The organism is Pseudomonas sp. B21-015, from assembly GCF_024749285.1.
In the GTDB taxonomy this organism is placed as follows: Bacteria; Pseudomonadota; Gammaproteobacteria; order Pseudomonadales; family Pseudomonadaceae; genus Aquipseudomonas.
Genome location: NZ_CP087196.1, coordinates 2,452,646 through 2,478,427 on the forward strand (window position 1 = coordinate 2,452,646; position 25,782 = coordinate 2,478,427).

Below are 25,782 nucleotides of genomic sequence, written 5' to 3' on the forward strand. Positions count from 1 at the left end.
TCCTGTACTTAATTTGATCCGAGTGAAAACGGCCAGTGGGCCGTTTTTTGTGCCTAGCGAAAACCTTAATCGCCGGCCCCTGTGGCGAGGGAGCTTGCTCCCGCTCGGCTGCGAAGCAGTCGCAAATACGGCGGATGCGGTGTGCCAGGAAAGCTCCCTATACCGGTTTTGGGGCCGCTGCGCAGCCCAGCGGGAGCAAGCTCCCTCGCCACAAGGTCATGGCATTTCCGGCAACTCCTGCGGCCGCAAATCAAACACCAGCACCTCGGCGTCCACGCCATTGCTCAAGGTCAGCACCTGTTCTTCGCGAACCCGTACGCCATCGCCTTCCTGCAACTGCATGCCGTTCAGCTCGACACTGCCCCGCGCCACATGCACATAAGCGTAGCGATCGGCAGCCAGTTCCAGCGTGGCGCTTTCCTTGCCGTCGATCAGCCCGGCATACACTCGCGCATCCTGCCGGACGTTCAGCGAACCGTTGGCCCCGTCAGGGGAAATGATCAGCTGCAAGCGGCCGCGTTTTTTCTGGGTGCTGAAATGCTCTTGCTGATAACGCGGTTTGGCGCCGCTGACGTCAGGCACGATCCAGATTTGCAGGAAGTGCACCGGGCGTGTCGATGAGTGATTGTATTCGCTGTGCGCCACGCCACTGCCGGCGCTCATCAGTTGTACGTCACCGGGGCGGATCACCGAACCGGTGCCTAAAGTGTCCTTGTGTTCCAGCGCGCCTTCGAGCACGTAGGAGAAAATCTCCATGTCGCGGTGAGGGTGCTGGCCAAAGCCTTTGCCGGCGGCCACACGGTCGTCGTTGATCACCAACAGGTCGGAAAAACCCTGTTCCCGTGGGTTGCGGTAGTTGGCAAAGGAAAAGGTATGGAACGACTTCAACCAACCGTGATTGGCCGCGCCGCGATCCGAGGCTTTACGAAGGGTCAGCATGATGAAATCTCCTGTCAGGACGTGAATTCGTCCGAGTGAGGAGAAGGTTAATGTTTACCTTGATGTGCAATAAGTAGATGAAAATTGAAATACTGTCTCGTGCAGGTTGACAGTTGTGTGAGCAGGTTCACGTATCCTTGTTGTTACACTCGGCCATAATGTCGGGAGGGATACCTGTGGGAGCGAGCCTGCTCGCGATGGCGGTTTTTCATTCAACATCGATGTCGACCGGCCCGCCGCTATCGCGAGCAGGCTCGCTCCCACAAGGGTTTGGTGTTTGGCGCAGTGATATTAATCCGTACTCTTTTAGTGACCTTGAACCCATGAAAACCGTGGCAATGGTGTTGTTCCCAGACTTTCTCCTGCTCGACATGGCCGGCCCCATGGAGGTGTTTTCCATCGCCAATCGTTATCTGCAACCGGCAGACCGATACGAGCTGTTGACCATCGGCACCGAGCAGGGCGCATTGCGGGCCTCCAACGGCGTCAGTGTCCAGGCCGATCTGCACATCGATCAGGCGAGCGCGCACTACGATGTGTTGCTGGTGCCGGGCGGGCCGGGGGCCTACAACGAAAAGCATCCGCCGCTGCTCAACTGGCTTCAGGCTGCGGTCAGCCGTGCGAACCGATACGGGTCGATCTGCACCGGCGCGTTCGTGCTCGGGCATGCCGGGTTGCTGGACGGCTTTCGCGCGACCACTCACTGGCATTACACCGAACGGCTGATCAAAGGCTTTCCCAAGGCCATCGTCGAGACTGATCAGATTTTCGTGCAGGACCGCAACCTCATCACTTCCGGTGGTGTCACTGCCGGTATCGACTTGGCGCTGGCGGTGGTTGCCCAGGACCACGGCAAGAAAGTCGCCCAGGATGTCGCCAAAGTGTTGTTGGTGGTGATGAAACGCCAGGGCGGGCAGGCGCAGTTCAGTCCGTTGATGGCGGCGGTGGCGCCACAGGAAACGCCGATTACCCGGGTGCAGAACCATGTGCTCGAACACCTCGACGAAGCGTTCGGCATCGAACGTATGGCCAGTCTGGTGAACATGAGTGCGCGGCACTTCGCCAGGGTTTTCGCCCGGGAAGTGAACATGACACCGATGGAGTTCCTGCAAAGCGCGCGCATCGATCACGCCCGTAATCTGCTGGAAACCAGCGACCTGCCGCTCAAGACCGTGGCCTATAAAAGTGGCTTCGGCAGCGTGCGCCATATGCGCTTTCTGTTTAGTGAAAAGCTCGGCCTGACCCCCACCCAGTACCGCGAGCAGTTCAGTTAGCGCGTTGTTGTCCGTCGTGCGCACCGCGTTGGCGGTGATGCTCCTCCCGTGGCCGTTGTACGGTCATCCATGCCTGCCAAGATACCCGTGAACTCTTTTTCAAGGAGGTGCGGGAGCCTGGATAGGCGGGGGCGAGGGACCTTGCAGTTCCTTGAACCGGGCCAGGTTTTCAGCGCATGAACGTGCATGAACAGCCTCAGAAATATAAACAACGACACGGTACTGCGGTTCGGGCCCTACGCGTTCCACCTGCATCAGCGGCTGATCCTGGACGGTGATCGGCCGTTGCGTATGGGGGGGCGAGCCCTGGAAATTTTGCAGGTGCTGGTCGAGCACGCCGGTGCGGTGGTCAGCAAAGAGGCGCTGATTGCTCACGTCTGGCCGACCTCGGTGGTCGAGGAAATCAACCTGCGCGTACACATTGCCGCCCTGCGTCGAGCGCTCGGCGATGGGCCGAACGGGCAGCCCTACATCGTTAATATTCCCCAACGCGGTTATAGCTTCATCGCCCCGGTGCAGCACGACCGGACGGGCACTCCTGTGCTGGTCGAAACCTTGCACAAGCCTCAACACAACTTGCCTGCGCGGCTGACAGCGGTCACCGGTCGCGACTCTATCGTCGGCAGCGTGGTCAGGCAGTTACCGGTTCGACGCTTCATGACCCTGGTCGGCCCTGCTGGCATTGGCAAGACCACCGTGGCATTGCGCGTGGCCGAGTTGCTGTTGCAGCACTATCGGGATGGTGTCTGGATGGTTGATCTGGCAGCCATCGATGCCCCGTCGCAGCTTGTCGATCATCTGTCACGCACTCTGGAACTGGACGTCGGCGCAAAGGCGTTGGCGCAACGGCATGCCTTGGTGGTGCTCGACAATTGTGAACATCTGCTCGAACGTTGTCGGACAGTGGTGGACGATCTGCTGGCTTCGGCGCCTCGGTTGTCGATCCTCGCCACCAGTCGCGAACCGCTGCGAGCGGCAGGGGAAACGCTGCTGCGGTTACCACCCCTGACGGTGCCTCCAGCCTCGGCGATTTATAGCGTGGCCGAGGCCATGGGGTATTCAGCGGTGCAGCTGTTGGTCAGCCGCGCCCGAGCCCGTCAGCAAGGGTTTGCCCTGCGCCAACAGGATCTCAAGGCCGTGTGCAATATTTGTCGGCGGCTGGATGGCTTGCCCCTGGCCATTGAGCTGGCGGCGGCGCAGATCGATGCACTGGCGCTGGTGGGGTTACAAGCGCAACTGGGCAACTGTTTTCAGCTGTTGAGCCAAGGTCGACGCACCGCCGTGCCACGGCATCAGAATCTCAAAGCCGCACTGGACTGGAGCTATGAACGGCTGAGCCCGTTGGAGCAGATGGTGTTGCAGCGGCTGGCGGTGTTCAAGATGGCGTTCACCCTGGACGCGGCGATTGGCGTGATCAGTGGCGCGATGTTGCTGCCCGCGAGTCTGGTCAACGTGGTGGAGAGTCTGGTGAATAAATCGCTGCTCTCGGTGGAGCAGGGTAACGGTGTGACCCGCTACCGTTTCCTCAATACCACGCGCACCTACGCCCTGGAGAAGCTCGAACACAGCGGATATTTACACGCCTTCGAACTGCGTTATGAACGCTACACCAGTCCGGCTCACCGGACTTCAGGCAGGCAGGTCGCGCTGCAGCTCGTCGAGTAGCCGCCGGACTTTGATCAGGTCCGGTGTGGCGAAGCCTTCGGTGAAACGCTGGTAAATCGGCGCCAGCAGCTCATGGGCTTGTCGCAAGTGGCCCTGACGTTGCCACAGCTGAGCCAGTGATGTGGCGCTGCGCAGTTCCCAGGCCAGCGCTCCCTGGGTTTTCGCCACGGCTAAAGCCTTGAGCAGCACCGCCTCGGCCGCGTCGACGCTGTTCGGGCAATTCTCTGCCAGTAACGCGTCGGCCCTGGCCCGCAGAATCTCCGCCGTGCTCCAGCCCGCCGCGCCGTTTTCGGCCCGTTCCAGCAACGCATCATCGATGAAACGGCTGTCCAGCGTGACCATGATTTCCTTGACCAACCCGGTGTCTGGTCGCGGGGACGAGGGCGTATCGGCAACGTCGATCACCTGCGCGTAATGTTTGGCCCAGGTGTAGAACAGCAACACCGAGTGTTTCTTCGCCTGCTCAAGCAGCAAGGCCAGGAGTTCGCGGGCGACCGGCGCGTTGCCGTTGTAATGGGCCATCAGGCAACCGGACAGCGCCAGGGTGTAGCAGATGGACGTGCCATGATTGATCTGCATCGCGATGTCGAGCGCCTGTCGTGCGGTGTGCCAGGCTTTCTCCGGGAGCCCTTGCAACCAGAGAATGCGCGCCAGAATCGTCAGGGCCGCCACGCTCTGGTCGTACTGCACGCCAAAGCCATGGGTGAAGCGGTTGAGGTGGCCGCTCTGGGCCAGGCGTTGAATGACCTGCTCGGCACTCTCCCGCGCCAGTGCCTGATCCCCGGCAAAATGCAGGGCCAAGACCCGCAAGCGGTGAGTGCTCAGGGATAACACTGCGTCGCCGTGCAGTCCCAAACAGTCAAATTGTCGGCTCTGCTCCAGGGCCATTTGGTACTGGCCACAACTGAGGTTGACCGCCATGTGCCCCGAGATTGCCCTGAGCTGACCGGCCATATCGTTACAGTGTTCGGCCAGTCGTTTGGCACTGACGAACGCTTCGATGGTTTCAGCGGTACCGCCCTGGGTGTGGTAGCAGGAGCTGCCGAGGGCGAGCTTCAAGGTCATTTTCAAACGCGGGCAGGGATGGTCTGTCGCCTTGAGCAACGCCAAGGCCTTGCGCACATACACACCGTGCTCCTTGAGCAGCGACAGTTCCTGCCAGAGCGGTGTTGAGGTCGCGGCAAGGCGGATGGCCAACGCTTGCGACCCTTGAGTATTCAAGGCCCAATCGAGCGCCGCACGAATGTCTTCCAGGTTGCGGGCGTAACGCTCGGTCCAGCGCTCGCTCGGGGTGTGTTCCCAATCGCTCTGCGCCTGCTGCATCAAGGCCAGGCAGCATTCGGCATGGCGCTCCCGGATGTCCGCCAGCTCTTGGGCCTGGTCGAGTTTTTCCAGCGCATAGCCACGTGTGGTGTCGAGCAGACGGTAGAACACTTCTTCCTCGCCGACTTCCACGTTCAGCAATGACTTGGCCACCAATTGGGTAATCGAGCCAAATACCACGTCGGGCTCGATGTACTGGCCGACAATCACGGCGGCCGCCGATTCCAGGGTAAAACCGCCCCGGAATATCCCCAATCGGCGCAGGCAGGTTTGCTCGCAGGCATTGAGCAGTTCGAAGCTCCAGTCCAGTGTGGCGCGCAGGGTTTGATGGCGGCCCATGGTCGTCGGGCAGCCTTGGGCGAGCAGACGAAAACTGCCTTGCAGTTGTGACAGCAAGCCACTCAAACCCAGGTTGCCGACTTGCGCCGCCGCCAGTTCGATCGCCAGCGGTATACCGTCCAGGCGACGGCAGATTTCAATTGCCAGCGGCAGCTCGGCTTCGCTCAGTTCGAAGCTGTCGTGGCTGGCCATCGCCCGCTCGACAAACAATTGCAGCGCCGAAAACGTCAGGGCCTGAGCGCGGTCGAGGACCGCGATGGGCGGTGGGCAGTCCAGCGATTCCAGGCGCTGCACGCATTCGCCTTCGGCCCGCAGGCTTTCGCGACTGGTGGCCAGAATATGCACTTGGGGCGCTGTGCGCAGGATACTTTCGCTGAGCAACGCAATGGCATCGATCAAGTGTTCGCAGTTATCGATGACCAGCAGCATCTGCCGGTCGCGCAAGCACGTGGCGAGCCCGTTCATGGGTTCGGCGTCATGCAACGACAGGCCTAGCGCTGTCGCCAGGTGTGCGCCGATCATCAAGGGGTCGTTGATCGGTGCCAGGTCCAGCAGGCGAATGCCGTCTCGATAGCGACCGATCAGTTGCTCGGCGACGCGCAGCGCCACGGTCGTCTTGCCGATCCCGCCGGGGCCCACGAGGGTGATGAAACGCTGCCGCGAGAGTTGCGCCAACAGGCTGTCGACCAGGGCCTGACGGCCGATCATGCGGGTCCGGCGGATCGGCAGGTTATGGCCGCCTGGTTCATTGGCGTCGTTTTGCGGGCGTTGTTCGATGGGCTCCAGGGAAAACGGAGCGACAAAACTGTAGCCGCGCTGGGCGACGGTGACGATGTAACGCTGGCCGGCCTGACCGTCACCGAGGGCTTTGCGCAGTGCCGCCATGTGCACGCGCAGGTTGATGTCTTCCACCACGCTTTTCGGCCAGACCCGGGCGATCAGGTGCTGCTTGCTCACCACCTGGCCTGCGTGCTCCAGCAGGATCAACAGAATGTCCATGGCCCGCCGGCCCAGGCGCAGGGGCTGGTCGGCCTCCATCACCAGGCGTTGTCCGGGGTAGATCCGGTAGGGGCCGAAATGGATGGCCTGTTCGGGGGAAAGGGTCAACGGGTCACTCCTGCTTGCATCCGTCTATCACGCGCTATTCAGGCATATTCCTCAGGTTTTTTCGGCAACGCAACGCAGCGTCAGGCGCGTTCTCGGCGTGTGCATCGGTTGTTGCCTTGCCGTCATTACCCAGTGGTCCCGTATTTATTGGGCACAGTGCGGGTAGAGGGCGCGCCGGGGTCATGGGTGCACGGTGAAAAATTAACAACGTTTAACTCGTACCGAGTCCGGTCTACGCTCAAAAATCCATTTCTTCAAGTAGCCGAAGGTATCGGCCTTTTTGCAACAGAAAGTGCAACAAAAAGCGTGCCGCAAAAGGACGAACACTTCTGGAGGAGCCGGAATGAGCAACGTGGTGGTGGTCTATCACAGTGGTTACGGGCACACCCGGGTCATGGCCGAAGCCGTGGGCCTGGGAGTGGAACGGCACCTGGGCAGCACCAGTCGGCTGATTCCGGTGGAGGAAGTGGACGAGCACTGGGAACGCTTGCACCGTGCCGATGCAATCATCTTCGGCGCCCCGACCTACATGGGCAGCGCCTCGGCGGCGTTCAAGGGCTTCATGGAAGCCACCGCGTCGTTCTACCTGGCGCAACCCTGGCGCGACAAACTCGCTGCCGGGTTTACCAACTCCGGTTGCCTGTGCGGCGACAAGCTCAACACCTTGCTGCAGATGGCGGTGTTCGCCGCCCAGCACTCGATGATCTGGGTCGGCCTCGACCTGTTGCCGGCGCGCAGCAGCATCGGCGTGTTCGACGGGCAGTTGAATCGACTCGGCAGTTCGCTGGGGGCGATGGCCCAATCGAACGTCGAGCAATCCCCAGAATTTGCACCCCCCCAGGAAGACCGCCGTACCGCCGCACATTTGGGCGAGCGGGTGGCGCGCCTGGCCGAGCGAATGGCCCATACCTCTGATTAACCGTCGTAAACCCCATGCATCAGGAGAATCATGATGAGCACCTTTACCACCCGAGACGGCACCGAGATTTACTACAAGGACTGGGGCACCGGTCAGCCGATCGTCTTCAGCCACGGTTGGCCGTTGAATGCCGACAGTTGGGAGTCGCAGATGATCTTCCTGGCCTCCAAAGGCTACCGGGTCATCGCCCATGACCGTCGTGGTCACGGTCGTTCGAGCCAGCCATGGTTCGGCAACGAAATGGACACCTACGCCGATGACCTCGCGCAGCTGATCGAGCATTTGGATCTGCAAAACACCGTGCTGTTCGGCTTCTCCACCGGCGGTGGCGAAGTGGCGCGCTACATCGGTCGCTACGGCACTGGTCGCGTGGCCAAGGCCGGGCTGATTTCATCGGTGCCGCCGCTGATGCTCAAGACCGAGGCCAACCCGGGTGGCCTGCCGTTGGAAGTGTTCGACGGTATTCGTCAGGCATCGTTGGTCGACCGTTCGCAACTGTACAAGGATCTGGCCAGCGGTCCGTTCTTCGGTTTCAACCGGCCGGGCGCCAAACCCTCGCAAGGCATGATCGACTGGTTCTGGTTGCAGGGCATGGCCTCCGGTCACAAGAACGCGTACGACTGCATCAAGGCGTTCTCTGAAACCGACTTCACCGAAGACCTGAAGAAGTTCGACGTGCCAACCCTCGTGGTGCATGGCGACGATGATCAGGTGGTGCCGATTGAAGCCTCGGGCATCGCCTCGGCAAAACTGGTCAAGGGCTCCACATTGAAGGTCTACCCAGGAGCCCCGCACGGCCTGACCGATACCCACAAGGATCAACTCAACGAAGATCTGCTGGCGTTTATCAAAGGCTGATCAAAATCAAAAGATCGCAGGCTGCGCCAGCTCCTACAGGGTTATGTGAACACCCGTAGGAGCTGCCGAAGGCTGCGATCTTTTGATCTTGAGAGAGGGAAGAACACGAACGGTCCGGCAGCGCCAGGCAAACGGTGTGATGCCTTCGCTGCGAGTAAAGATATGAGAGAAATGTGCCTGATCGCAGAAGCCACATTCCAGGCTGATTTGCGTCAGGGTCAGGTCCGTGTCCTGGATCAACTGCTTGGCCCGTGCGATGCGTTGCTGACGTATCCACTCTTGCGGCGAGAGGCCGGTACTGCACTTGAACGCACGGGAAAAATGACTGCGCGACAGGGCACAGGCCCGTGCCAGTTCGGTCACTTCCAGGGTTTCACCGAGGTGGTCGAGGATCAGTTGTTTGACCCGTGTTTCGCGCCAGGGGCTAAGGCCGCCCGTGGGTTTTTTTTGCGTTTCAATGGCACACGCCTTGATCGCGTTTTGCTGAATGTGAGCCATGGCCAATGTCCGTGTCGGTGGGCGCGCGCGGGTGCACTGCACGGTGGGTCAGCACGTTTCTTTTTCTAAAAATTCTAAAAAAAGAGGCCTGCGCAGAAGGCTTCATTCTTGGTCGCGAGGGCTTTGGCTTGCGAGTTAAACGTTGTTAATTCCTCGAACGGGACGGGCGTCTCGAGTAAAGTCAGACGACGCTCGTCTGCCCTCGTGCCTGGCCCAAAACACAATGGGATTGTGCTTATGAACCGTAATGATCTGCGCCGCGTCGACATGAACCTGCTGGTGATTTTCGAAGCGCTGATGTTCGAAAAGAACCTGACCCGGGTCGCCGAAAAACTGTTCATGGGTCAACCGGCGGTGAGCGCCGCGCTTGGGCGGTTGCGTGATTTGTTCGACGATCCGTTGTTGCTGCGTAACGGTCGTGGAATGGAGCCGACGGCGCGGGCGTTGGCGATTCTCACGGAACTGCAACAGGCGATGGACACCATCTCGGGGGCGGTCAGCCGGGCCAAGGAGTTCGACCCGGCCAGCAGCTGCGATGTGTTCCGCATCGGGCTATCGGACGATGCCGAGTTCGGCCTGTTTCCGCCATTGCTGCGGCAGTTGCAGGAAGAGGCGCCGGGGATCGTGGTCGTGGTGCGCCGCGCCAACTATCTGTTGATGCCGGCGTTGCTGGCGTCGGGGGAGATCTCGGTGGGGGTGAGCTACACCACGGATCTGCCGGCCAATGCCAAGCGCAAGAAGCTGCGGGACATTCCCTGCAAAGTCCTGCGCGGCGATGAGCGCCCGGGGCCGTTGACGCTGGACGAATACTGCGCCCGTCCGCATGCGATGGTGTCGTTCTCCGGCGACCTGAGCGGCAACATCGACCTCGACCTGGCCAAGGTCGGCCGCACCCGTCGCGTGGTGCTCGGCGTGCCGCAATTCAGTGGTTTGCGCGCGTTGCTCGCTGGCACGGAAATGATCGCCACTGTCCCGGACTATGCCGCGTGCGCGTTGGTCGAAGGCTGTGCGTTGCGCGCCGAAGATCCGCCGTTCCCCATTGATGCCGCGCAACTGTCGATGGCCTGGAGCGGGGTGCATGACAACGATCCGGCAGAGCGCTGGTTGAGGTCGCGGATCAGCCAGTTCATGTCCGAACCCCTGAAAATACCGGCACCGTAGGAGCTGCCGAAGGCTGCGATCTTTTGATCCTGACGGTCGACCCGATTTTGCGGATATACCCGAAATCCCCTGTGGGAGCGAGCCTGCTCGCGATAATGGAGTGTCAGACGACATCATTGTTGACTGGAAGGCCGCCATCGCGAGCAGGCTCGCTCCCACAGGGGAATGTGTGTTGATTCGAAGGCTGTGTTTAATAGTGTTTAGCGTTACTTCCTGAAAGCTACAGATCCTTGCGCCGTTGCCTACGACTGCGCCAGAATCCGCCGGCTTGTGCGCTTTGGGCCTGGTCTTTATCGTTTCCGCATCGCTGCCAATCAGCGATCGGGTTTAGCGACTTGAACAGGTATAAGCGCAACAACGCTCCGTCATATTGCAGGCATTCCATGTCTGCAGTTTCGATATGGTGGCTGTGCGCGGGAGGCCCTCGGGTCTGCCGGGTCTTATACCTCTCGGTTCGCTAACCTGCGTACAGCCGCCACCCTTACTTGTTTAGCGACAGGTACTGGTGGTTCCATCAGGTATAACGGAGACATCACCATGTTCAAAGCCACACCTAACCCGCCAGAAACCGACGGCGTTTCCCCCTACGATCCCCTCGATCCCAAAAAACTCCACGAAGCTGCCGAACGCGCCCTCGATCACTACCTCAAACCGTCCGACCCCAAGACCCCGCGCAAACCGAGCACGATTTACACCGTCGCCCCGGACATCGACATCGAAGAGCTACTGGCCAATGCCTGCGAATCCTTTGCCTCGGCCAAGGTGATCGCCAGTGACTGCGCCGGGTTTCTGGAGGGGCCGCAGCGCAATACGATACTGGGCGTCGCGCAGCTCATCATGATAGGTGAACTGGCTGTGAGTCGGGCGCTGGATAGTCTGGAATTGAAGGCAGCCCCGGCCGTCTGACCGGATTCAATACGAAACGGCCTTCGGGCCGTTTTTTGTTGCCTGAGCAGTAGTGAACACGCACAAAACCCTGTGGGAGCGAGCCTGCTCGCGATGACGGAGTGTCAGGCAACATCATTGTTGACCGGAAGGCCGCCATCGCGAGCAGGCTCGCTCCCACAGGGGATGTGTTGTTTGGGCGATCAGTGTGTTGGGGCAAAGAGAGCACGTACATCCAATTTTTCCCTACCCCTTGGCGGCACTATTCAGGCCAGTGATTGAACAAGGGTGAGCCATGAACGCTTCGCAACGGGATGAACAGGCGCGGGATGTCGGGCTGCTGTTTCTGCGGGTCAGCGGTGGTCTGTTTCTGCTGTGGGTGCACGGCTTGCCCAAGCTGCTGGACTTCAGTGCGCAGCTGCAACTGATCGAAGACCCGTTCCACCTCGGTGCCCACCTCACCCTGAGCCTGGCGATTTTCGCCGAAGTGCTGTGCCCGTTGCTGATTGTCGCCGGGGTGCTGGTGCGCCTGGCGTGCTTGCCTATTCTGTTTGTGCTGCTGGTGGCGCTGCTGGTCGTGCACCCGCAATGGAGTGTGGCCGAAGGGCAGTTCGGCTGGCTGCTGTTGATCCTCTTTACCAGTGTGTTTATCGCCGGGCCGGGACGGCTGGCGCTCAATGTCCGTTTGCCCGGAGTGCTCCGTTATGCCTGAAGCCCGAACTCAAAAAGCGCCGGGGTCCGATGAGATCGTGACGCTGATCGTCAAGCACCGGGTCAAGGCCGGTTTCGAAGCAGCCTATGAAGCCTGGCTGCGCAACATCGTCAGCGTAGCGGGGCGCACGGAAGGACATCTGGGCGTGGACGTGATCCGCGGCAAGAACGGTGGCCTGGACATGTTCACCTGCGTGTTGCGCTTTTGCTCCACCGAGGCCATGCAGCACTGGCTCGATTCGCCGCAACGTCAGTCGTTGATCGATGAAGCCGCGTCGATGCTGGCCGACGGCGACCAGACCGAGGTCAACCCGGTCAACGAATTCTGGTTCGCGCCGCTGGCCGATGCCGCGTCGCCGCCACCGCGCTGGAAGCAGGCCGTGGTGTCGTTGCTGGTGATTCTGCCGCACACCTTGCTGGTGCCGCTGCTCTGGGGGCCGCTGCTCAAATTCAACGCTTTTCTCTCCAACTACGTGGTCGCCACGTTCCTGATCACCCTGACCATCGTGGTGTCGGTGGTGTACGTGTGCATGCCGGCCGCGACTCGCTTGTTTGCGCCGTGGCTGACGGCCAGTCAGCCACGGGAGCACCTCGAATCCAACGCAAATTCGCCGCGCTGAGCTGGCGCTTTTTTGCTTCATTTCACTGATGACGAAGGAACTGCGATGAACGCCGATCTGATTCTGTTCAATGGCCAATTTCATACCGTAGACCGGGAAAAACCGCTGGCCAGTGCCGTTGCGATCAAGGACGGGCGCTTTGTCGCTGTCGGCAACGATGCAGAGGCGATGGCCCTGCGCGGCTCGGGCACCCAGGTCATCGACCTCAAGGGCCGTTGCGTCATCCCCGGCCTCAACGACTCGCACCTGCACCTGATCCGTGGCGGCTTGAACTACAACCTCGAACTGCGCTGGGAAGGCGTGCCGTCCCTGGCCGATGCGTTGCGCATGCTCAAGGAGCAAGCCGACCGCACACCGACACCGCAATGGGTACGGGTGGTGGGTGGCTGGAACGAATTCCAGTTTGCCGAGAAGCGCATGCCGACTCTGGAAGAGCTCAATCAGGCGGCGCCGGATACGCCGGTGTTTGTCCTGCATTTATACGACCGCGCGCTGCTTAACCGTGCCGCGCTGCGAGTGGCCGGTTACACCCGCGACACGCCGAACCCGCCGGGCGGTGAAATCGTGCGTGATGCCAACGGCAACCCGACCGGCATGCTGGTCGCGCGGCCCAACGCGATGATCCTGTATTCGACCCTGGCCAAGGGGCCGAAGCTGCCGCTGGAATATCAGGTCAACTCGACCCGCCAGTTCATGCGCGAACTCAACCGCCTCGGGCTGACCAGTGCGATCGATGCCGGCGGTGGTTTCCAGAATTACCCGGACGATTATCAGGTGATCGAGCAGCTGGCCAAGGACCAGCAACTGACCATCCGCATTGCCTACAACCTGTTCACCCAGAAGCCCAAAGAAGAGCTGAGCGATTTCCAGAACTGGACCGGCAGCGTCAAGTTGCATCAGGGCGACGACTTCCTGCGGCACAACGGTGCTGGGGAAATGCTGGTGTTCTCGGCGGCGGACTTCGAGGACTTCCTCGAGCCGCGTCCGGACCTGCCGCAGACCATGGAGCAGGAGCTGGAGCCGGTGGTTCGCCACCTGGTCGAGCAGCGCTGGCCGTTCCGTTTGCACGCCACTTACAACGAATCCATCAGCCGCATGCTCGACGTGTTCGAGAAGGTCAACCGCGATATTCCGTTCAACGGTTTGCCATGGTTTTTCGACCATGCTGAAACCATCACCCCGCACAACATCGAGCGGGTGAGGGCGCTGGGTGGCGGCATTGCGATCCAGGACCGGATGGCGTTCCAGGGCGAATATTTCGTCGAACGTTATGGCAGCAAGGCGGCTGAAAGCACGCCGCCGATCAAGCGCATGTTGGCCGAGGGTGTGCCGGTCGGTGCTGGCACCGATGCCACGCGGGTTTCCAGCTACAACCCATGGACGTCGCTGTACTGGATGGTCAGCGGCCGCACTGTCGGTGGCCTGGCGCTGTATGAAGAAGGCCTGACGCGGCAGACCGCACTGGAACTGTTCACCCACGGCAGTGCCTGGTTCTCGTCGGAGCAAGGCAAGAAAGGCCAGATCAAGGTCGGACAACTGGCGGATCTGGCGACGCTGAGCGCGGACTTTTTCAGCGTCGAGGAAGAAGCCATCAAGTGGATCGAATCGGTGTTGACCGTAGTCGGCGGCAAGGTGGTGTACGCCGCCGGCGATTTCGAAAAACTCGGACCTGCCAGCGTGCCGGTGCTGCCGGACTGGTCGCCGGTGGTCAAGGTGCCAGGGCACTGGCGTCCGGCTTCACCGATGCAGGCGCAGGTTCACCATTGCAGCGGACCGTGCGCGGTGCATTCCCACAGCCATGAACGAGCGCGTCTGTCGAATGCGCCGGTCAGCGATTTCCAGGGGTTCTGGGGCGCATTTGGCTGTTCATGTTTTGCTTTTTAGTGATTACAAAAAAGCGCTGGCCTGTCGTGTCGGCGCCCTGAGCAACGTCCATCCTCCGAGGAGTTTCACATGAGCAATGTTCCATACAAACGCCTGAACAAAGACGACGCCGTTGTGTTGCTGGTCGATCACCAGACCGGCCTGATCTCGCTGGTGCAGGATTTCTCGCCCAACGAATTCAAGAACAACGTGCTGGCCTTGGGCGACATCGCCAAGTTCTTCAACCTGCCGACCATCCTCACCACCAGTTTCGACAGCGGCCCGAATGGCCCGATCGTACCGGAGCTCAAAGAGCAGTTCCCGGACGCGCCGTTCATTGCGCGCCCAGGCCAGATCAACGCCTGGGACAACGAGGATTTCGTCAAGGCGATCAAGGCTACCGGCCGCAAGCAACTGATCATCGCTGGCGTGGTGACCGACGTCTGCGTGGCGTTCCCGACCTTGTCGGCCCTGGCCGAAGGTTTTGAAGTGTTCGTGGTGACCGACGCTTCCGGCACCTTCAACACCACCGTGCAACAAGCGGCGTGGGCGCGGATGTCGGCGGCGGGTGCACACCTGCTGAACTGGTTCTCCGTGGCCTGCGAGCTGCAAGGCGACTGGCGCAACGACATGGAAGGCCTGGCCAACCTGCTGTCCCAGCGTCTGCCGAACTACCGCAACCTGATCAACAGCTACACGAAATTTACCGCCAAATAAGTGCAAAACCTGTGGGAGCGAGCCTGCTCGCGAAAGCGGTGTGTCAGATGACATTAATGTCACTGATATTCCCTCTTCGCGAGCAGGCTCGCTCCCACAAGGTCGGTACCTGACAGTTGTTTAACGACTCTGCAACCATCCCAAAAATCCACCTTTCCTGATCGGCGCCGGTTTGGCCATCAACGCCAGCCGACTATTCTGCTGCCGCACGGCCTGCAACTTGTTCAACGCCCATGACTTCGCTCGGCCCCATGCGACCGGTCTCGGTGAAACCATCGCCGTCCGGCACGCTGGCGCTGACGACGCCGGTGGCGATCACGAACAGGCTGTCCGGCACTTCATCCAGATCCAGCATCACCTGGCCTGCAGCGTATTGTTGCGCGACCATCGATTCGGCGAGGCGGTCACGTTCCTCATGGCTCAGCGAGTGGAAAATTTTCACTTCATCGAGCAGCGCGCGAGCGCGGGTCGAGGGTTCGATCACGCCGTCGGGGTGTCGCGAGATGCCGGCCGCTTCCAAGTGGCGATGGGCGAGGTCGAACAGTTGATTGCGCACGTCGTTTGGCAGCGCCAGACCGATCACGATGGCGAACACGCCGGAAGTCGCGAGCAGACCTTTGACCGGCAGTTCCAGCACAGGGTGCTCCAAGGCAACAGGTGGGCAGAGAAAAGGCTCATGGATTGCACCCCGACGGGCACAAAAAAACTCGCCACACCTTGGGGTGTGGCGAGCGGTTGGACTTAGTTCAGATGCGTCTTGAGCTCGGCCGCGGCCTGACGTACCGCCGCTTTGACTTCCGGAATCCGATTCAACGGATTGAGCAGGCCAAAGTCATGAATCATCCCGTTGTAGCGCACCGAGGTCACCGGCACACCGGCCGCATCGAGGTGGCGGGCGTAGCCTTCGCCTTCGTCACGCAGCACGTCGAATTCGGCGGTCTGCACCAGTGCGGCAGGCAGGCCCTTGAGTTGTTCGGCGCTGGCGTTGAGCGGCGAGGCATGAATCTGCGCACGCTCGGCCGGGTTGGTGGTGTAGTTGTCCCAGAACCACTGCATCATCCCTTTGGTGAGGAAGTGCCCCTCGGCGAATTGCTGGTACGAGCCGTCGTCGAACTGCGCGTTGGTCACCGGCCACATCAACAGCTGGAAGCGCAGGGCAGGGGTATTCTGCTCCTTGGCCATCAGCGCCACGACCGCCGCCATGTTGCCGCCGACACTGTTGCCGGCCACCGCCAGACGCTTGCCGTCGACACCGATCTCTTTGCCATGCTCGGCCACCCATTTCGTCGCGGTGTAGGCCTGGTTGATGGCGGTCGGGTAGTGCGCTTCCGGCGATGGCGTGTAGTCGACGTATACCGCGACTGCGCCGGAGCCCACTACCAGGTCTCGGATCAGGCGCTGGTGAGTCGGGAAGTCGCCCAATACCCAGCCGCCACCGTGGAAGAACATGAACACTGGCAACTCGCCCTTGACCTTGGCCGGACGCACCACTTTCAGGTTGATGGTCTGGCCATCGACCTTGATCGCCTTGTCGCTGATTTCAACACCCGACAGATCAACCTTCACCGAAGCCTGGGCGCCGGTCAGCACCGCGCGGGCGTCTTTCGGGCTCAGCTGTTCCAGCGGTTTGCCACCGCCGGCGGCGAGGGCATCGAGGAAGGCCTGGGTGCTGTGTTCGACACCGGGGCTGCCGGCGGCGAATGCGTTGCCGATGGACAGGGCGAGGACGGAAGTGGCGAGGGTTTTCTTGATGTTCATGTGCAAATCCTTTTTAGATCGTTTGAGTTTTTATGCCTTGGGATCGGGCTGCTGTGGCGCTGGGGTTCAGGCCTCAGCAACACCGTGAGCACAGATTAATGAGGTGCCGGAAAGTGAAAAAGCGGCTATAAAGCGATTAACTGTCAATCAGGGAGTGACAATGAACCCGTTCGAAGACATGCGTATTTTTTGTCAGGTCATGGACTCCGGCAGCTTCACGGCGGCGGCCGATCAGTTGGGCCTGTCCAAGCAATTCGTCAGCCGCCGCCTGATGCAACTCGAAGAGCGCCTCGGCGTGCGCCTGCTCAATCGCTCCACCCGGCGGCTGGACGTCACCCCGTTGGGGCAGAGTTATTACGAATCGGCCCTGCGCCTGCTCAGTGAAGTCGAGCAAGTGGAACAGGGCATCGCCGGCCAGACCATCGAGCCTCGCGGCACCATTCGCCTGAGTGCGCCGTTGTCGTTTGCCGTGGCACATTTGGGCTGTTTGCTGCCGGTATTTTTGCAGCGTTATCGCGACGTCGTCGTCGAGGTCGACCTGAGCGATCGGCCGGTGGACTTGCTCGGCGAGGGTTACGATTTGGCATTGCGCATCGGCGTGCTGGAAGACTCGACCCTGATAGCGCGCCGCATCGCTGTCATCGAGCGGGTGTACTGCGCCAGCCCGGCGTATCTGGCCGAGCGTGGCACGCCGCTTGAACCCGAAGACTTGCACACCCACGATTGCCTGCCCTACGGCCATGGTCGCCAGGTGCAATGGCGGTTCGAAGGGCGGGGCAAACCGCTGACGGTCAACGTCACCGGGCGCATGCGGGTCAACAACGGTGAACTGCTCAAGGATGCGGCCATCGCCGGCATGGGCATCACATACTTGCCGACCTTCATCGTCGGCTCGGCTCTGGAGGACGGTCGGCTGGTGTCGGTACTGGACGAATTTCGCCCCGAGCCGCTGACCTTATCAGCGGTCTACCCGCAGCACCGTCAGGCCTCGCGACCGGTGCAGGCGCTGATCGAGTTCTTGCGTGAGCGGCTGAATCAACAATAAGAGGGCTCGCGTCATCGCTGATTACAAGATCGCAACAAACCCCTGATGTGGTTTTTCCTGACGCTGATCTAGACTCGTGCCGGTCAATCGAAGACCCGGAATCTGGAGCATGCAATGGAAGTGCCGACAAAAGAAAAAGCCATCGCCAGCAATCGCGATGCGTGGAATGACTCCGCCCAACACCACAAAGACACACCCGAATGGCGGGCGCGCCTGGATGCCGTGAGCCATGGCGATTTTTCCTGCCTGGATGACACCCTCACCGGGTTGCTCCAACAGGTCGGTGTCGATGGCAAGGATGTGGTGCAACTGGGCTGCAACAATGGCCGGGAAAGCCTTTCGCTGTTTGCGCTGGGTGCCCGCAGCGTAGTGGGCGTCGACCAGTCCGGGGCCTTTCTTGATCAGGCCCGGGAGCTGGCATCCCGTTCGCCTCATCAGCCCGAATTCATCGAGGCTGACATCCATCACCTGCCGACGGAGCTTCACCAGCGCTTCGACGTGGCGCTGATCACCATCGGCGTATTGAACTGGATGCCGGACATTGGCGAGTTCTTGCGCCATGTCGCGCAAACCCTCAAGCCCGGCGGCAGCCTGGTGATATACGAAACCCACCCGTTCCTGGAGATGTTCGACCCCGAGTCAGCCGATCCCTATCGCCCGGACAGCTCGTATTTTCGCCGTGAGCCTTTCGTCCAGGACCAACCGATCGTCTACGAAGGCAAAGTCGAACAGCAGGCCTCGGTGTCCTACTGGTTCGTCCATACCTTGGGCGCGATCTTCACCGGTGCCGTGGAGGCGGGGTTGCAGATCAGCCACTTCAAGGAATACCCGCATTCCAATCGCGAAGAACTCTACGACAAGTATCAGCAGCAAAAAGCGCAGTTGCCGCTGTGTTACACGTTGGTGGCGGTGAAACGCTGAGTGTCAGATCGGAGGAATGAGTTGCACTGACTGACGCCATCGCGTGCAGGCTCGCTCCCACAGTTGATCTTCAGTGAACACAAAATAGGTGGGCACCCTCAATCCAATGTGGGAGCGAGCTTGCTCGCGATGGCGGCGACACGGTCCTCAGTCAAGTAACGCCATCGGCCACTCACGCCTGCGCCGCGGTCGCTGGCTGCGGCTCCGGTTTACGCAGCGCGGTCAGCCGCGAGCCGGTGTAGTAGGTTTCGCGAAAGAAGCGCCAGCGGCCGAACAGGTCGTAGACATGGGTGATGTGCCCTTGCTCCTGGTAGTCCATGCGGATGTGCATTTTCATGGCCTGGATGTTGCGGGTATCGCAGACGTCCACGATCTTGTTGCACCCTTTGGCCCGCATCGCATCCCAGAGTTTGAACTGGGCGTCCACCGACAGGCTGGTGCCAAAGTAGAGCGGGATCATTTCACCGCCGAACTCGAAAAATTCACCGGGATTGACCCGGAACCAGCAGCCGTAATAGTGCCGGTCAAAGTAGTCCCTGGCGCTGCCCCAGATAAATCCGATGGCATCACCTTCTTCGTTCACGTACATGTGCCCGGTGTGACCTTCGGCGGCGATTTCGGCCATGGCCTTGACGCGGTTACCGTAATACTTGGTGAAAGCCGTGGCGTTTTCCGGGGTGATGGTCACCAGACGCAAGCCCGTATAGGGCCGCAGATTGTGCGGCGCCACCGGGGTCACCAGATCGCGCCCCAGCCATAGCAGCTCTCGATGGAAGTACACATAGCGTTTCCAGAGCGTCTGGAGTGTTTGGAGCAGGCCTTTTTGTTTGATGCGTTCGCGAAGCTTGTCGATGACGCTCATGAAGTCCTCCGAGGCCGAAGCCAGGGTGTGGTGGGTAAGGTTTTCGATGGCAATGAATCAGGATTTCAACGGGTACAGTTCGGTTGAGTATTGCGGTTCCTCTTTGAACGCCCTCGGCACAACGGCGTAGGACACCCTCGGAACACCGCCAAGACGCTGATCCAGCACATGGCTCAGCGACTCGCCCGGGTCCAGATAGGCATCGCCAAAGTCGGCGCCGATATGGATCGGATGGACGACGATTTCCAGCAGGCCGTCGATTGGCATCACCACGTTGCGCAAATCGACCGGGGTGCATACGTTCTGGGCGCTCGCTCCGGCCAGGCTGTTCAATCGATGGTTGAGCAACGTCTTGAACACTCGCTTGGACACACTCAGGTTACTGCCCAGGTCGCGTGCCAGTCGCACGGGCACCCCTTGGCTGGCGGCGAAACGCGCGACGATATCGCCAATGGGCCAAATGTTGTGCACATGCTGATGGGAATCGAGGTGGCTGGGGTGCAGGCCGTTGTCCAGGCAGCGTTGCCATTGGGCTTCGAGTTCCTCCAGCACCGCGTCGCGATCCTGGCGGTTGAGCCGGAGACTGTGGCGGGGCAGGCTGAGGTCGAACTCGCCCTGGCTGTCGCAGAACGTCGAACGCGCGAGAATCGACAGGCTCAACGGCCGGCCATACGTGAGGTTGAAATGCAGCCCGATCCGCCCCTTGAGCAATGGTTGCCGGGCCAGGGCGCAGGCGGCTTCGAAGGCCGGCATGTTGGCCATGGCGGTCGCGGAGCTGATGACCCCGGCGTGAAAGGCACCCAGTATCACCGCGTTTTCGCTCGGGCTGAGGCCGAAATCGTCAGCGTTGACTATGACTTGGCGAGGCATGTTCGCCCTCTCTGTCTTTTTCGGTGGGTGCAGGGCTTTTGACGACGGGAGCCTGCATAGCAGTAAGCGTAGGAGTAACCAGCGCCGCTGCACGCCAGGCCTGCCATTTTTTTAACCAGGGTTTGAGCCGGTGCCAGAGCCGCAGAGCCAGCCCCAGGACGAGGCCGCTGGGACGCCAGGAATAGAAACTCCAGCGCCAGTGCTCCAGTTGCCCGGTCATGCGCTCCAGGAGTTGATGGCTGGAGTTTTCCAGGCTGACCCGCGAGGCGTCGACCCAATGCCAGTTGTCATCCAGCCCCCAGCGGATCCACTCTTCGAGCAGCACGCGACCGCTGCCCAGGTCTGCGTGTTGCGGCAGGAACGCCAGGTTGTAGTCGTACAGCCGGCCCTGTTCCAGCAACCCGATGCGGTAACTGATGCAGCGCCCGCCCAGTTCCAGCAGCACCACCCGCACCAGTCCCTGTTCGGCGAGGGCGCTGAAGGCCCGTTCGATCCATTGTCGGCTGCGGTCGCTGGTGAAAATCCCCACACCTTGAAGGCCTTTCCAGCTCTGTGCTTCGACTTCGCCGAGGGCCTGCAACAGCGGCCCGATGGTGGAAGCGTCGGGGGTTATCCGTCGGACCTCGGCACCGCAAGCCGCGATGCGTTTACGCGCCCGGCGCAGTTTGTAGCGCGGGTCGCCGGACACTTCCTGGCGGTCGGCATCGCTGATCAGGTGCACCGGCACCCGACAACTGAGGCGGCGCTCGCCGGTCGAGCTGTGGGCCATCCAGGTGGTCAGCGCACTTTCTTCGCCGATGGGTTCGGACAATTCATTGAGTTGCAGCATCGCATGGGGCACGCGACGGCGGATGATCACCAGTGCCTTGCGCATGCTGTCGGCATCCAGGCAGCTGAGTAGGGCCAGGCGATCGGTGAAGGGATAACCGAGGTGATGCAGCACCCGAAACGGTAGCCCGCCAAAGCGCTCCACGGATACCACCAGTGGCAGGCACAAGGCCAATTCATCGCCTTGCCAGCCCAGCAGAACGTGCAAGCGTTCCCCAGCGGTCAGTGCCTGTTCCGATGCACGCAGCCAGGCGAGGGTGTTGAACGGCGTGTGGTCCGTCACGCGCCAGCACAACCCCTCATAGGCGGCTGTTGGAAAGTCTGGAGCGCACAGCGACGTGCGCCATTCGAATCGAGCCATCATAGGTTCAGGCCGCCGCATAACTCATGGACGTTCATGAGGCGCTCCAGCTCAGGGCAAACAGGGTTTGCCCAGGCAGATCGAAGCTGACGCGACCGTTCTGACAGTTGAATGTGCCTTCGCGACTGCGACTGTCGGCACCGAAATACACCAGCGCTCCCTTGGTCAGCGGGCAGGTCGCCCCGGCCAGATCGACGCGTTGCGCGCGGGTGCCCTTATTGACGCCCAACAGGCTGCGTTGGCGCTCGGTGGCCATGGCCAGCACGTCGACTTCGAAGGCGTCATTGTCCAGGCGCATGACGTTTTTCAGCCAATGCTGCTGGATGAATTGCTGGGCCAGGCCCACCGGTTTGAGTTCGAAACGATCGCCACCCAGCACCCGCACCATGCCTTTGGGGTAGTTCGGTTCGTCGGCGGCCTGGAACCAGTTGAGCATGTCCAGCAACCCGTCCTGCGCCGAGTTGATGACCACCGAGGCCCACCACAGCGAAGCGAAATGGGTTTCCTGATCGTAGGGGCTCAGGCTTGAGCCGCTGGACAGGTTGGTCTGGTCCAGCAGCAAGGCCTTGCGTGGCCGGCCTTGGGCATCGAGGCCCACCAGTTCGGCGGCGCGGCGCACGCTGTCGCGGTAGACGCGGGTTGCCAGCAGGTCGCGAACCATCCATTCGTGCCAGGCGAGGGCGTCGATCTGCCCGCCGGATTCGGCCAGCAGGCGCCGTGCCCAGTCGATACCGCGCTTGTCGGCGGCATCGTCGGCGAACGGGCCATTGACGAAGCGCGAACTGGCGGGCATGGCAATGCGTATGCCGGCCCTGGCGTTGGCCGGGTCGCTGCGCACCTGCCGGGCCATGCTGTTGAAGATCGCCTGATAGTTGGCGTAGCTCGGGTAATTGAGGTTCGGCTCGTCGGCGAACGCGATGTAGTGGACGCCCTTGCCGCCGAGGGCGCGGGTCGCGGCGAGCCAGGCGTCGAGGCCGGCGTTGCTCTGGGGGTCGGCTCGCAGATCGGCCTGGCGCTGGCTGCCGGCCAACAGCGTGATGTCCTGCGTGATACCGAAGCGGTTCTGATAAAGCTGGCGGAACGCATCTTCGTGGTGCGGATTCTGCGCGGTGACGTCGACGAAACTGTAATAGGAGCCCGCCTGGGGTTTGAGGGCGTCGAGCGCCGCGAAACTGGATTGCGGCGGCAGTACGTAGGGCAAGTAAATGCCCAGATTCGGGGTCGGGCCGAGCGTCTCTTTATGCAAGGTCAGCCGGGTCTGGCCATCGTCCTCGCGCAGCGGCTTGAGTTGTTGCGGGTTCTGGGCGAACAGGTTTGCCGTGCCATCGAGCCAGAACGCGACCTTGCCGCTGCCTTGCAGGCGCAGGCGCCAGACTTGTTCGTCCTGAGTGACGGGCAGTTCAAGCTGATCGAATTGCCAATAGGCGCGATAGGGTTTCAGCGCCAGCGTCACTTGTTTGTTATCGCCCACACGCTGGGCCAGCAGGGCACCGACACCACCGTGAAACTTGCCGGCCAGCACCGCGTGTTCCCCCGGTGCGACTTTGAAATACAGTTCATCGCCGCCACGGGTTTCGGCGCTGAAATGCACCTTGGCCGGGGCGAACAACGCCACGGTGCGTTCGTCGTGTTCGACCGTGTAGCGGCGGAAGCTGTAGCCCGGAATTTCCAGTCGATAACTGGCGGCACCGGGCGCCAACGGCCAGCTCTGTCTGCCTTGGGTTTCACTGGCGGCGATCAGGCGATCACCTTTCAGGTTGCCGTTGCCGTCGAGCAGGTACAGGTGTTCTTCGTTGGCATCCGCCTGCCACGCCGGGACCCAGCGAATGGTCAGCGTGTCGGGGCGGTCCGCTTGCAGGTACAGGCTGCCGTCGCGAATGTCGGCCCAGCGCATCGGCGCCGCCTGGGCGCTCAAACCGAGGCCCAGGCTCAACAGCAGCACGAGGCGTTTCATGCCGATTTCCGTTGCAGCATCTGAAGCATCGGTGCCACATCGCTGGGCAGGATGATCAGGGTTTGCCAGACCGGTACGCCGCTCAACCGGCAGTACATCACCAGCAGCGCGACGGTCACGGCCAGGTAGGCGATGGACGATGCCGCTGCGGCGCCGACGATGCCATACATCGGGATCAGCAGCAGGTTCAGGGCCAGGTTCAGCAACGCGCCGAGACCCATCAACAGCGAAATCGTGCCGGGGCGATTTTTACCCAGCAAGTCCAGGCGCAGGATGCTCGCATAGCAAAGGCCGAGCAGCCCCGGCAGCAGCGCCAGTAACGCTGGGTAGGCCGGCTGATAGGCAATGCCGAACAGCGTGACGATCAGCCATTCACCGATCACCGCCATGGTCAGGCAGGCGCCGAGCATCACCGTGGCGGTCAGGCGCAGGGCCAACGGCGTCAGGCGATCCATGCCTTCGTCCTGTTGCAGCAGGCGTTTCATCAGCGGCGTGGTCACCGCCTCCGGGACGATCAGCAACAGCTCGGCGGCAGCGCTGGCCATGGCGTAATGACCCAACGCGGTGCTGCCGAGCAGGGCGCCGATGAACAGGTAATCGGAGCGCAGAATCACTTGCTGGAACAACAGGTCCGGATGGCTGCGGGCGCTGTAGCGCAACAGTTCTTTCTGGCTGGCGCGGTCCCATTGCAACGTCAAGGGTTGCGCACGTTTGAGCCAGACCCAACCGGCCAGCACCACCAGGCTGATGCCGGCCAGCCAACTGATCAGCGCCGCTTCCAGCGCGGCGTCTTTCCACATCCAGAACAAGGCGATAAACAGCAACAGGGGCGCCAGGGATTCCACCAGCCGCAAGGCATTGAACGCCACCACACCGCCCGACGCGTTGTGCAAGGTCAGCAGGCCGCTCTTGAGTACAGTCAGCGGCACCGCCAGCAGCAACAGCCAGGCGAGCAGTCCCAGTTGCGTGGTGATGTCGAGTTCGCTGCCGAACTCCCGCACCAGCGCCACCACCAGCAACGTCAGCAAACCCGCCAGCAGGCAACCGAACACCAGCACCTGGCTCAGCAGCAAACCCATGGGCCGTTGCTTGGCCGCCTGATACCCCACCGCCGAATTCAGCCCGCCGCTGGTGGCGGCGCTGATCAAATCGGGCAGGGTACTGAGTAGCGCAAACAGGCCGCGTTCGCTGGGGCCCAGAATCCGCGCCAGCAACACATTGCGCAGCAGCCGCAGGCCGATCATCGCCAGTTTGGTGCCCATGCTCAGGGCCAGGTGTTTGAGGTAGTGGCTGCGACTCATGGCCGGGCTCCGCGGTAGATGCGCCACGACAGCAATTCCGGATTGCGCGCCGTGCGCTGGCTGATGCCGATCCGTGGCAAGGCCAATGGGTCGTCGACGCCACGATAAATCCCGGTGGCGGTGCCCAGGGCAAACGGGAAGTCGTGTTCGGCCACATGTTCGCGCACCCGCGCATCGTGGTCGCCGTTGGGGTAGCAGTAGACCGGCAGCGGCCGGTTGCAGCCTTTCAAAAGTGCATTGCGGCTGCGGCTCAGTTCTTCATCCAGGTGTTGATCGTCAAGGCCGGTGAGGATCGCGTGGCTGGCGCCGTGAGGGCCGAAGCGAATCAACCCGCTGGCTTCCAGCACGCGCACTTGATGCCAGTCCAGCGCCTGGGGCAACGACTCTTCGGGGCATTGATCGGTGAGCCGGCTCAGTTCGCCCGGTGGCAGACTTTTCAGGCTTTGCAGAAAATGCAAAAGCGCCAGGCTACGACGCTGTACATCCAGATCATCGAGCAGCACCGGTAGCGGTCGCCCGACCTGTCGCAGGCATTCAATCAAGTGTGTCCGGGCTTTTTCGCCGTGGCTGTGCCACAGGGTTTCCCCCAGGCTTTCCCACCAGAAGCGTTGCCGGCTGCCGATGAAGTCGGTGGAGAGAAAAATGCTCGCCGGCATCTGATGCTTTTTCAGCAACGGGAAGGCATTCAGTGCGTTGTCGCGCCAGCCATCGTCGAAGGTCAGCGCGACTTTGGGCCGCTCCGACCTGAAGGTGTCGGGTTGCAAGATCTCCATCAATGGCACGCAATCGAAGTGTTTCTTCAACCAGAGCAGCAGATGGGCAAAGGCCTTCGGCCCGACGCACAGTTCATTGCGATGGGGCAGGTCGGCGGCGCGGTCATTGGCCAGCACCCGGTGCAGCATCAGGATCACCCCGGCACCTTGCAGTTGGTGACGGCCTACCGGCGAGTTGAGATAAAGCCAGCCACTGGTGCGTTTTAATAATTGTCTGATCGCCATGGCGC

General features: G+C 61.2%; 22 protein-coding genes and 1 pseudogene. 12 read left to right on the plus strand and 11 right to left on the minus strand.

What is annotated here, in order from left to right:
• Positions 1-216 precede the first annotated feature (216 nt).
• Positions 217-939, minus strand: coding sequence for a pirin family protein (locus LOY38_RS11200; protein ID WP_258700060.1), 723 nt, complete (start codon positions 937-939; stop codon positions 217-219).
• Between the two features lie 323 nt (positions 940-1,262).
• On the opposite strand from LOY38_RS11200, the gene LOY38_RS11205 reads away from it, so the two are divergent.
• On the plus strand, positions 1,263-2,213 hold the full coding sequence (locus LOY38_RS11205; protein WP_258700061.1) for a GlxA family transcriptional regulator: 951 nt from the start codon (positions 1,263-1,265) through the stop codon (positions 2,211-2,213).
• Positions 2,214-2,399: 186 nt separating this feature from the next.
• A complete protein-coding gene (locus LOY38_RS11210; RefSeq protein ID WP_258700062.1) occupies positions 2,400-3,878 on the plus strand; it encodes a helix-turn-helix transcriptional regulator in 1,479 nt (492 codons plus the stop codon).
• On the opposite strand, the gene LOY38_RS11215 is transcribed toward LOY38_RS11210, so the two are convergent.
• Positions 3,843-6,647 (minus strand): helix-turn-helix transcriptional regulator, encoded by a 2,805-nt coding sequence (locus tag LOY38_RS11215; RefSeq protein ID WP_258700063.1) that lies wholly within the window; start codon positions 6,645-6,647, stop codon positions 3,843-3,845. The genes LOY38_RS11210 and LOY38_RS11215 overlap by 36 nt on opposite strands.
• Before the next feature lie 343 nt (positions 6,648-6,990).
• On the opposite strand from LOY38_RS11215, the gene LOY38_RS11220 reads away from it, so the two are divergent.
• Together LOY38_RS11220 and LOY38_RS11225 are read left to right on the plus strand one after the other, a co-directional pair.
• Positions 6,991-7,566 (plus strand): flavodoxin family protein, encoded by a 576-nt coding sequence (locus LOY38_RS11220; RefSeq protein ID WP_258700064.1) that lies wholly within the window; start codon positions 6,991-6,993, stop codon positions 7,564-7,566.
• A 33-nt stretch (positions 7,567-7,599) separates the two neighbouring features.
• Positions 7,600-8,424: an alpha/beta fold hydrolase gene (locus LOY38_RS11225; protein ID WP_258700065.1), complete on the plus strand. Its 825-nt coding sequence runs from the start codon at positions 7,600-7,602 to the stop codon at positions 8,422-8,424.
• Positions 8,425-8,457: 33 nt separating this feature from the next.
• Here the strand turns inward: LOY38_RS11225 and LOY38_RS11230 are convergent, their stop codons facing one another.
• Positions 8,458-8,922, minus strand: a complete 465-nt coding sequence (locus LOY38_RS11230) for a helix-turn-helix domain-containing protein (protein ID WP_258700066.1) — start codon at positions 8,920-8,922, stop codon at positions 8,458-8,460.
• A gap of 237 nt (positions 8,923-9,159) precedes the next feature.
• On the opposite strand from LOY38_RS11230, the gene LOY38_RS11235 reads away from it, so the two are divergent.
• From LOY38_RS11235 to ycaC, 6 genes are all read left to right on the plus strand, one after another.
• Positions 9,160-10,083, plus strand: a complete 924-nt coding sequence (locus tag LOY38_RS11235) for a LysR family transcriptional regulator (protein WP_258700067.1) — start codon at positions 9,160-9,162, stop codon at positions 10,081-10,083.
• 537 nt (positions 10,084-10,620) lie between these two features.
• Positions 10,621-10,989, plus strand: a complete 369-nt coding sequence (locus LOY38_RS11240; protein ID WP_258700068.1) for a DUF6124 family protein — start codon at positions 10,621-10,623, stop codon at positions 10,987-10,989.
• 274 nt (positions 10,990-11,263) lie between these two features.
• Positions 11,264-11,680, plus strand: a complete 417-nt coding sequence (locus LOY38_RS11245; RefSeq protein ID WP_258700069.1) for a DoxX family protein — start codon at positions 11,264-11,266, stop codon at positions 11,678-11,680.
• Positions 11,673-12,299 carry an antibiotic biosynthesis monooxygenase gene (locus LOY38_RS11250; RefSeq protein ID WP_258700070.1) on the plus strand — a complete coding sequence of 209 codons (627 nt, stop codon included), beginning with the start codon at positions 11,673-11,675 and terminating at the stop codon, positions 12,297-12,299. The genes LOY38_RS11245 and LOY38_RS11250 overlap by 8 nt, the downstream gene beginning before the upstream one ends.
• Positions 12,300-12,344: 45 nt before the next feature.
• Positions 12,345-14,183, plus strand: a complete 1,839-nt coding sequence (locus LOY38_RS11255) for an amidohydrolase (RefSeq protein WP_258700071.1) — start codon at positions 12,345-12,347, stop codon at positions 14,181-14,183.
• A gap of 69 nt (positions 14,184-14,252) precedes the next feature.
• Positions 14,253-14,879 carry an isochorismate family cysteine hydrolase YcaC gene (gene ycaC, locus LOY38_RS11260; protein WP_223488182.1) on the plus strand — a complete coding sequence of 209 codons (627 nt, stop codon included), beginning with the start codon at positions 14,253-14,255 and terminating at the stop codon, positions 14,877-14,879.
• A 120-nt stretch (positions 14,880-14,999) separates the two neighbouring features.
• Here the strand turns inward: ycaC and LOY38_RS11265 are convergent.
• Positions 15,000-15,453 (minus strand): annotated as a pseudogene (locus tag LOY38_RS11265) (cyclic nucleotide-binding domain-containing protein); the annotation flags it as partial.
• Between the two features lie 167 nt (positions 15,454-15,620).
• Entirely contained in the window at positions 15,621-16,637 is a 1,017-nt protein-coding gene (locus LOY38_RS11270) for an alpha/beta hydrolase (RefSeq protein ID WP_258700072.1), read from the minus strand.
• Between the two features lie 160 nt (positions 16,638-16,797).
• Between LOY38_RS11270 and LOY38_RS11275 the strand changes: the two genes are divergently transcribed.
• Both LOY38_RS11275 and LOY38_RS11280 read left to right on the plus strand, forming a co-directional pair.
• Positions 16,798-17,682: a LysR family transcriptional regulator gene (locus tag LOY38_RS11275; protein ID WP_258700073.1), complete on the plus strand. Its 885-nt coding sequence runs from the start codon at positions 16,798-16,800 to the stop codon at positions 17,680-17,682.
• A 114-nt stretch (positions 17,683-17,796) separates the two neighbouring features.
• The gene (locus tag LOY38_RS11280; protein ID WP_258700074.1) at positions 17,797-18,603 is read left to right on the plus strand and encodes a bifunctional 2-polyprenyl-6-hydroxyphenol methylase/3-demethylubiquinol 3-O-methyltransferase UbiG; all 807 of its coding nucleotides are present in this window, start codon (positions 17,797-17,799) and stop codon (positions 18,601-18,603) included.
• A gap of 172 nt (positions 18,604-18,775) precedes the next feature.
• Here the strand turns inward: LOY38_RS11280 and LOY38_RS11285 are convergent, their stop codons facing one another.
• From LOY38_RS11285 to LOY38_RS11310, 6 genes are read right to left on the minus strand one after another with little or no spacing between them, the layout of a single operon-like run.
• The gene (locus LOY38_RS11285) at positions 18,776-19,465 is read right to left on the minus strand and encodes an N-acetyltransferase (protein ID WP_258700075.1); all 690 of its coding nucleotides are present in this window, start codon (positions 19,463-19,465) and stop codon (positions 18,776-18,778) included.
• 57 nt (positions 19,466-19,522) lie between these two features.
• Positions 19,523-20,335 (minus strand): ChbG/HpnK family deacetylase, encoded by an 813-nt coding sequence (locus LOY38_RS11290; RefSeq protein ID WP_258700076.1) that lies wholly within the window; start codon positions 20,333-20,335, stop codon positions 19,523-19,525.
• Positions 20,307-21,527, minus strand: a complete 1,221-nt coding sequence (locus tag LOY38_RS11295; protein WP_258700077.1) for a GNAT family N-acetyltransferase — start codon at positions 21,525-21,527, stop codon at positions 20,307-20,309. The genes LOY38_RS11290 and LOY38_RS11295 overlap by 29 nt, the downstream gene beginning before the upstream one ends.
• 31 nt (positions 21,528-21,558) lie before the next feature.
• On the minus strand, positions 21,559-23,478 hold the full coding sequence (locus tag LOY38_RS11300) for a hypothetical protein (RefSeq protein WP_258700078.1): 1,920 nt from the start codon (positions 23,476-23,478) through the stop codon (positions 21,559-21,561).
• Positions 23,475-24,779 (minus strand): lipopolysaccharide biosynthesis protein, encoded by a 1,305-nt coding sequence (locus LOY38_RS11305; RefSeq protein ID WP_258700079.1) that lies wholly within the window; start codon positions 24,777-24,779, stop codon positions 23,475-23,477. The genes LOY38_RS11300 and LOY38_RS11305 overlap by 4 nt, the downstream gene beginning before the upstream one ends.
• A complete protein-coding gene (locus LOY38_RS11310; protein ID WP_258700080.1) occupies positions 24,776-25,777 on the minus strand; it encodes a polysaccharide deacetylase family protein in 1,002 nt (333 codons plus the stop codon). The genes LOY38_RS11305 and LOY38_RS11310 overlap by 4 nt, the downstream gene beginning before the upstream one ends.
• Between the last annotated feature and the right edge of the window lie 5 nt (positions 25,778-25,782).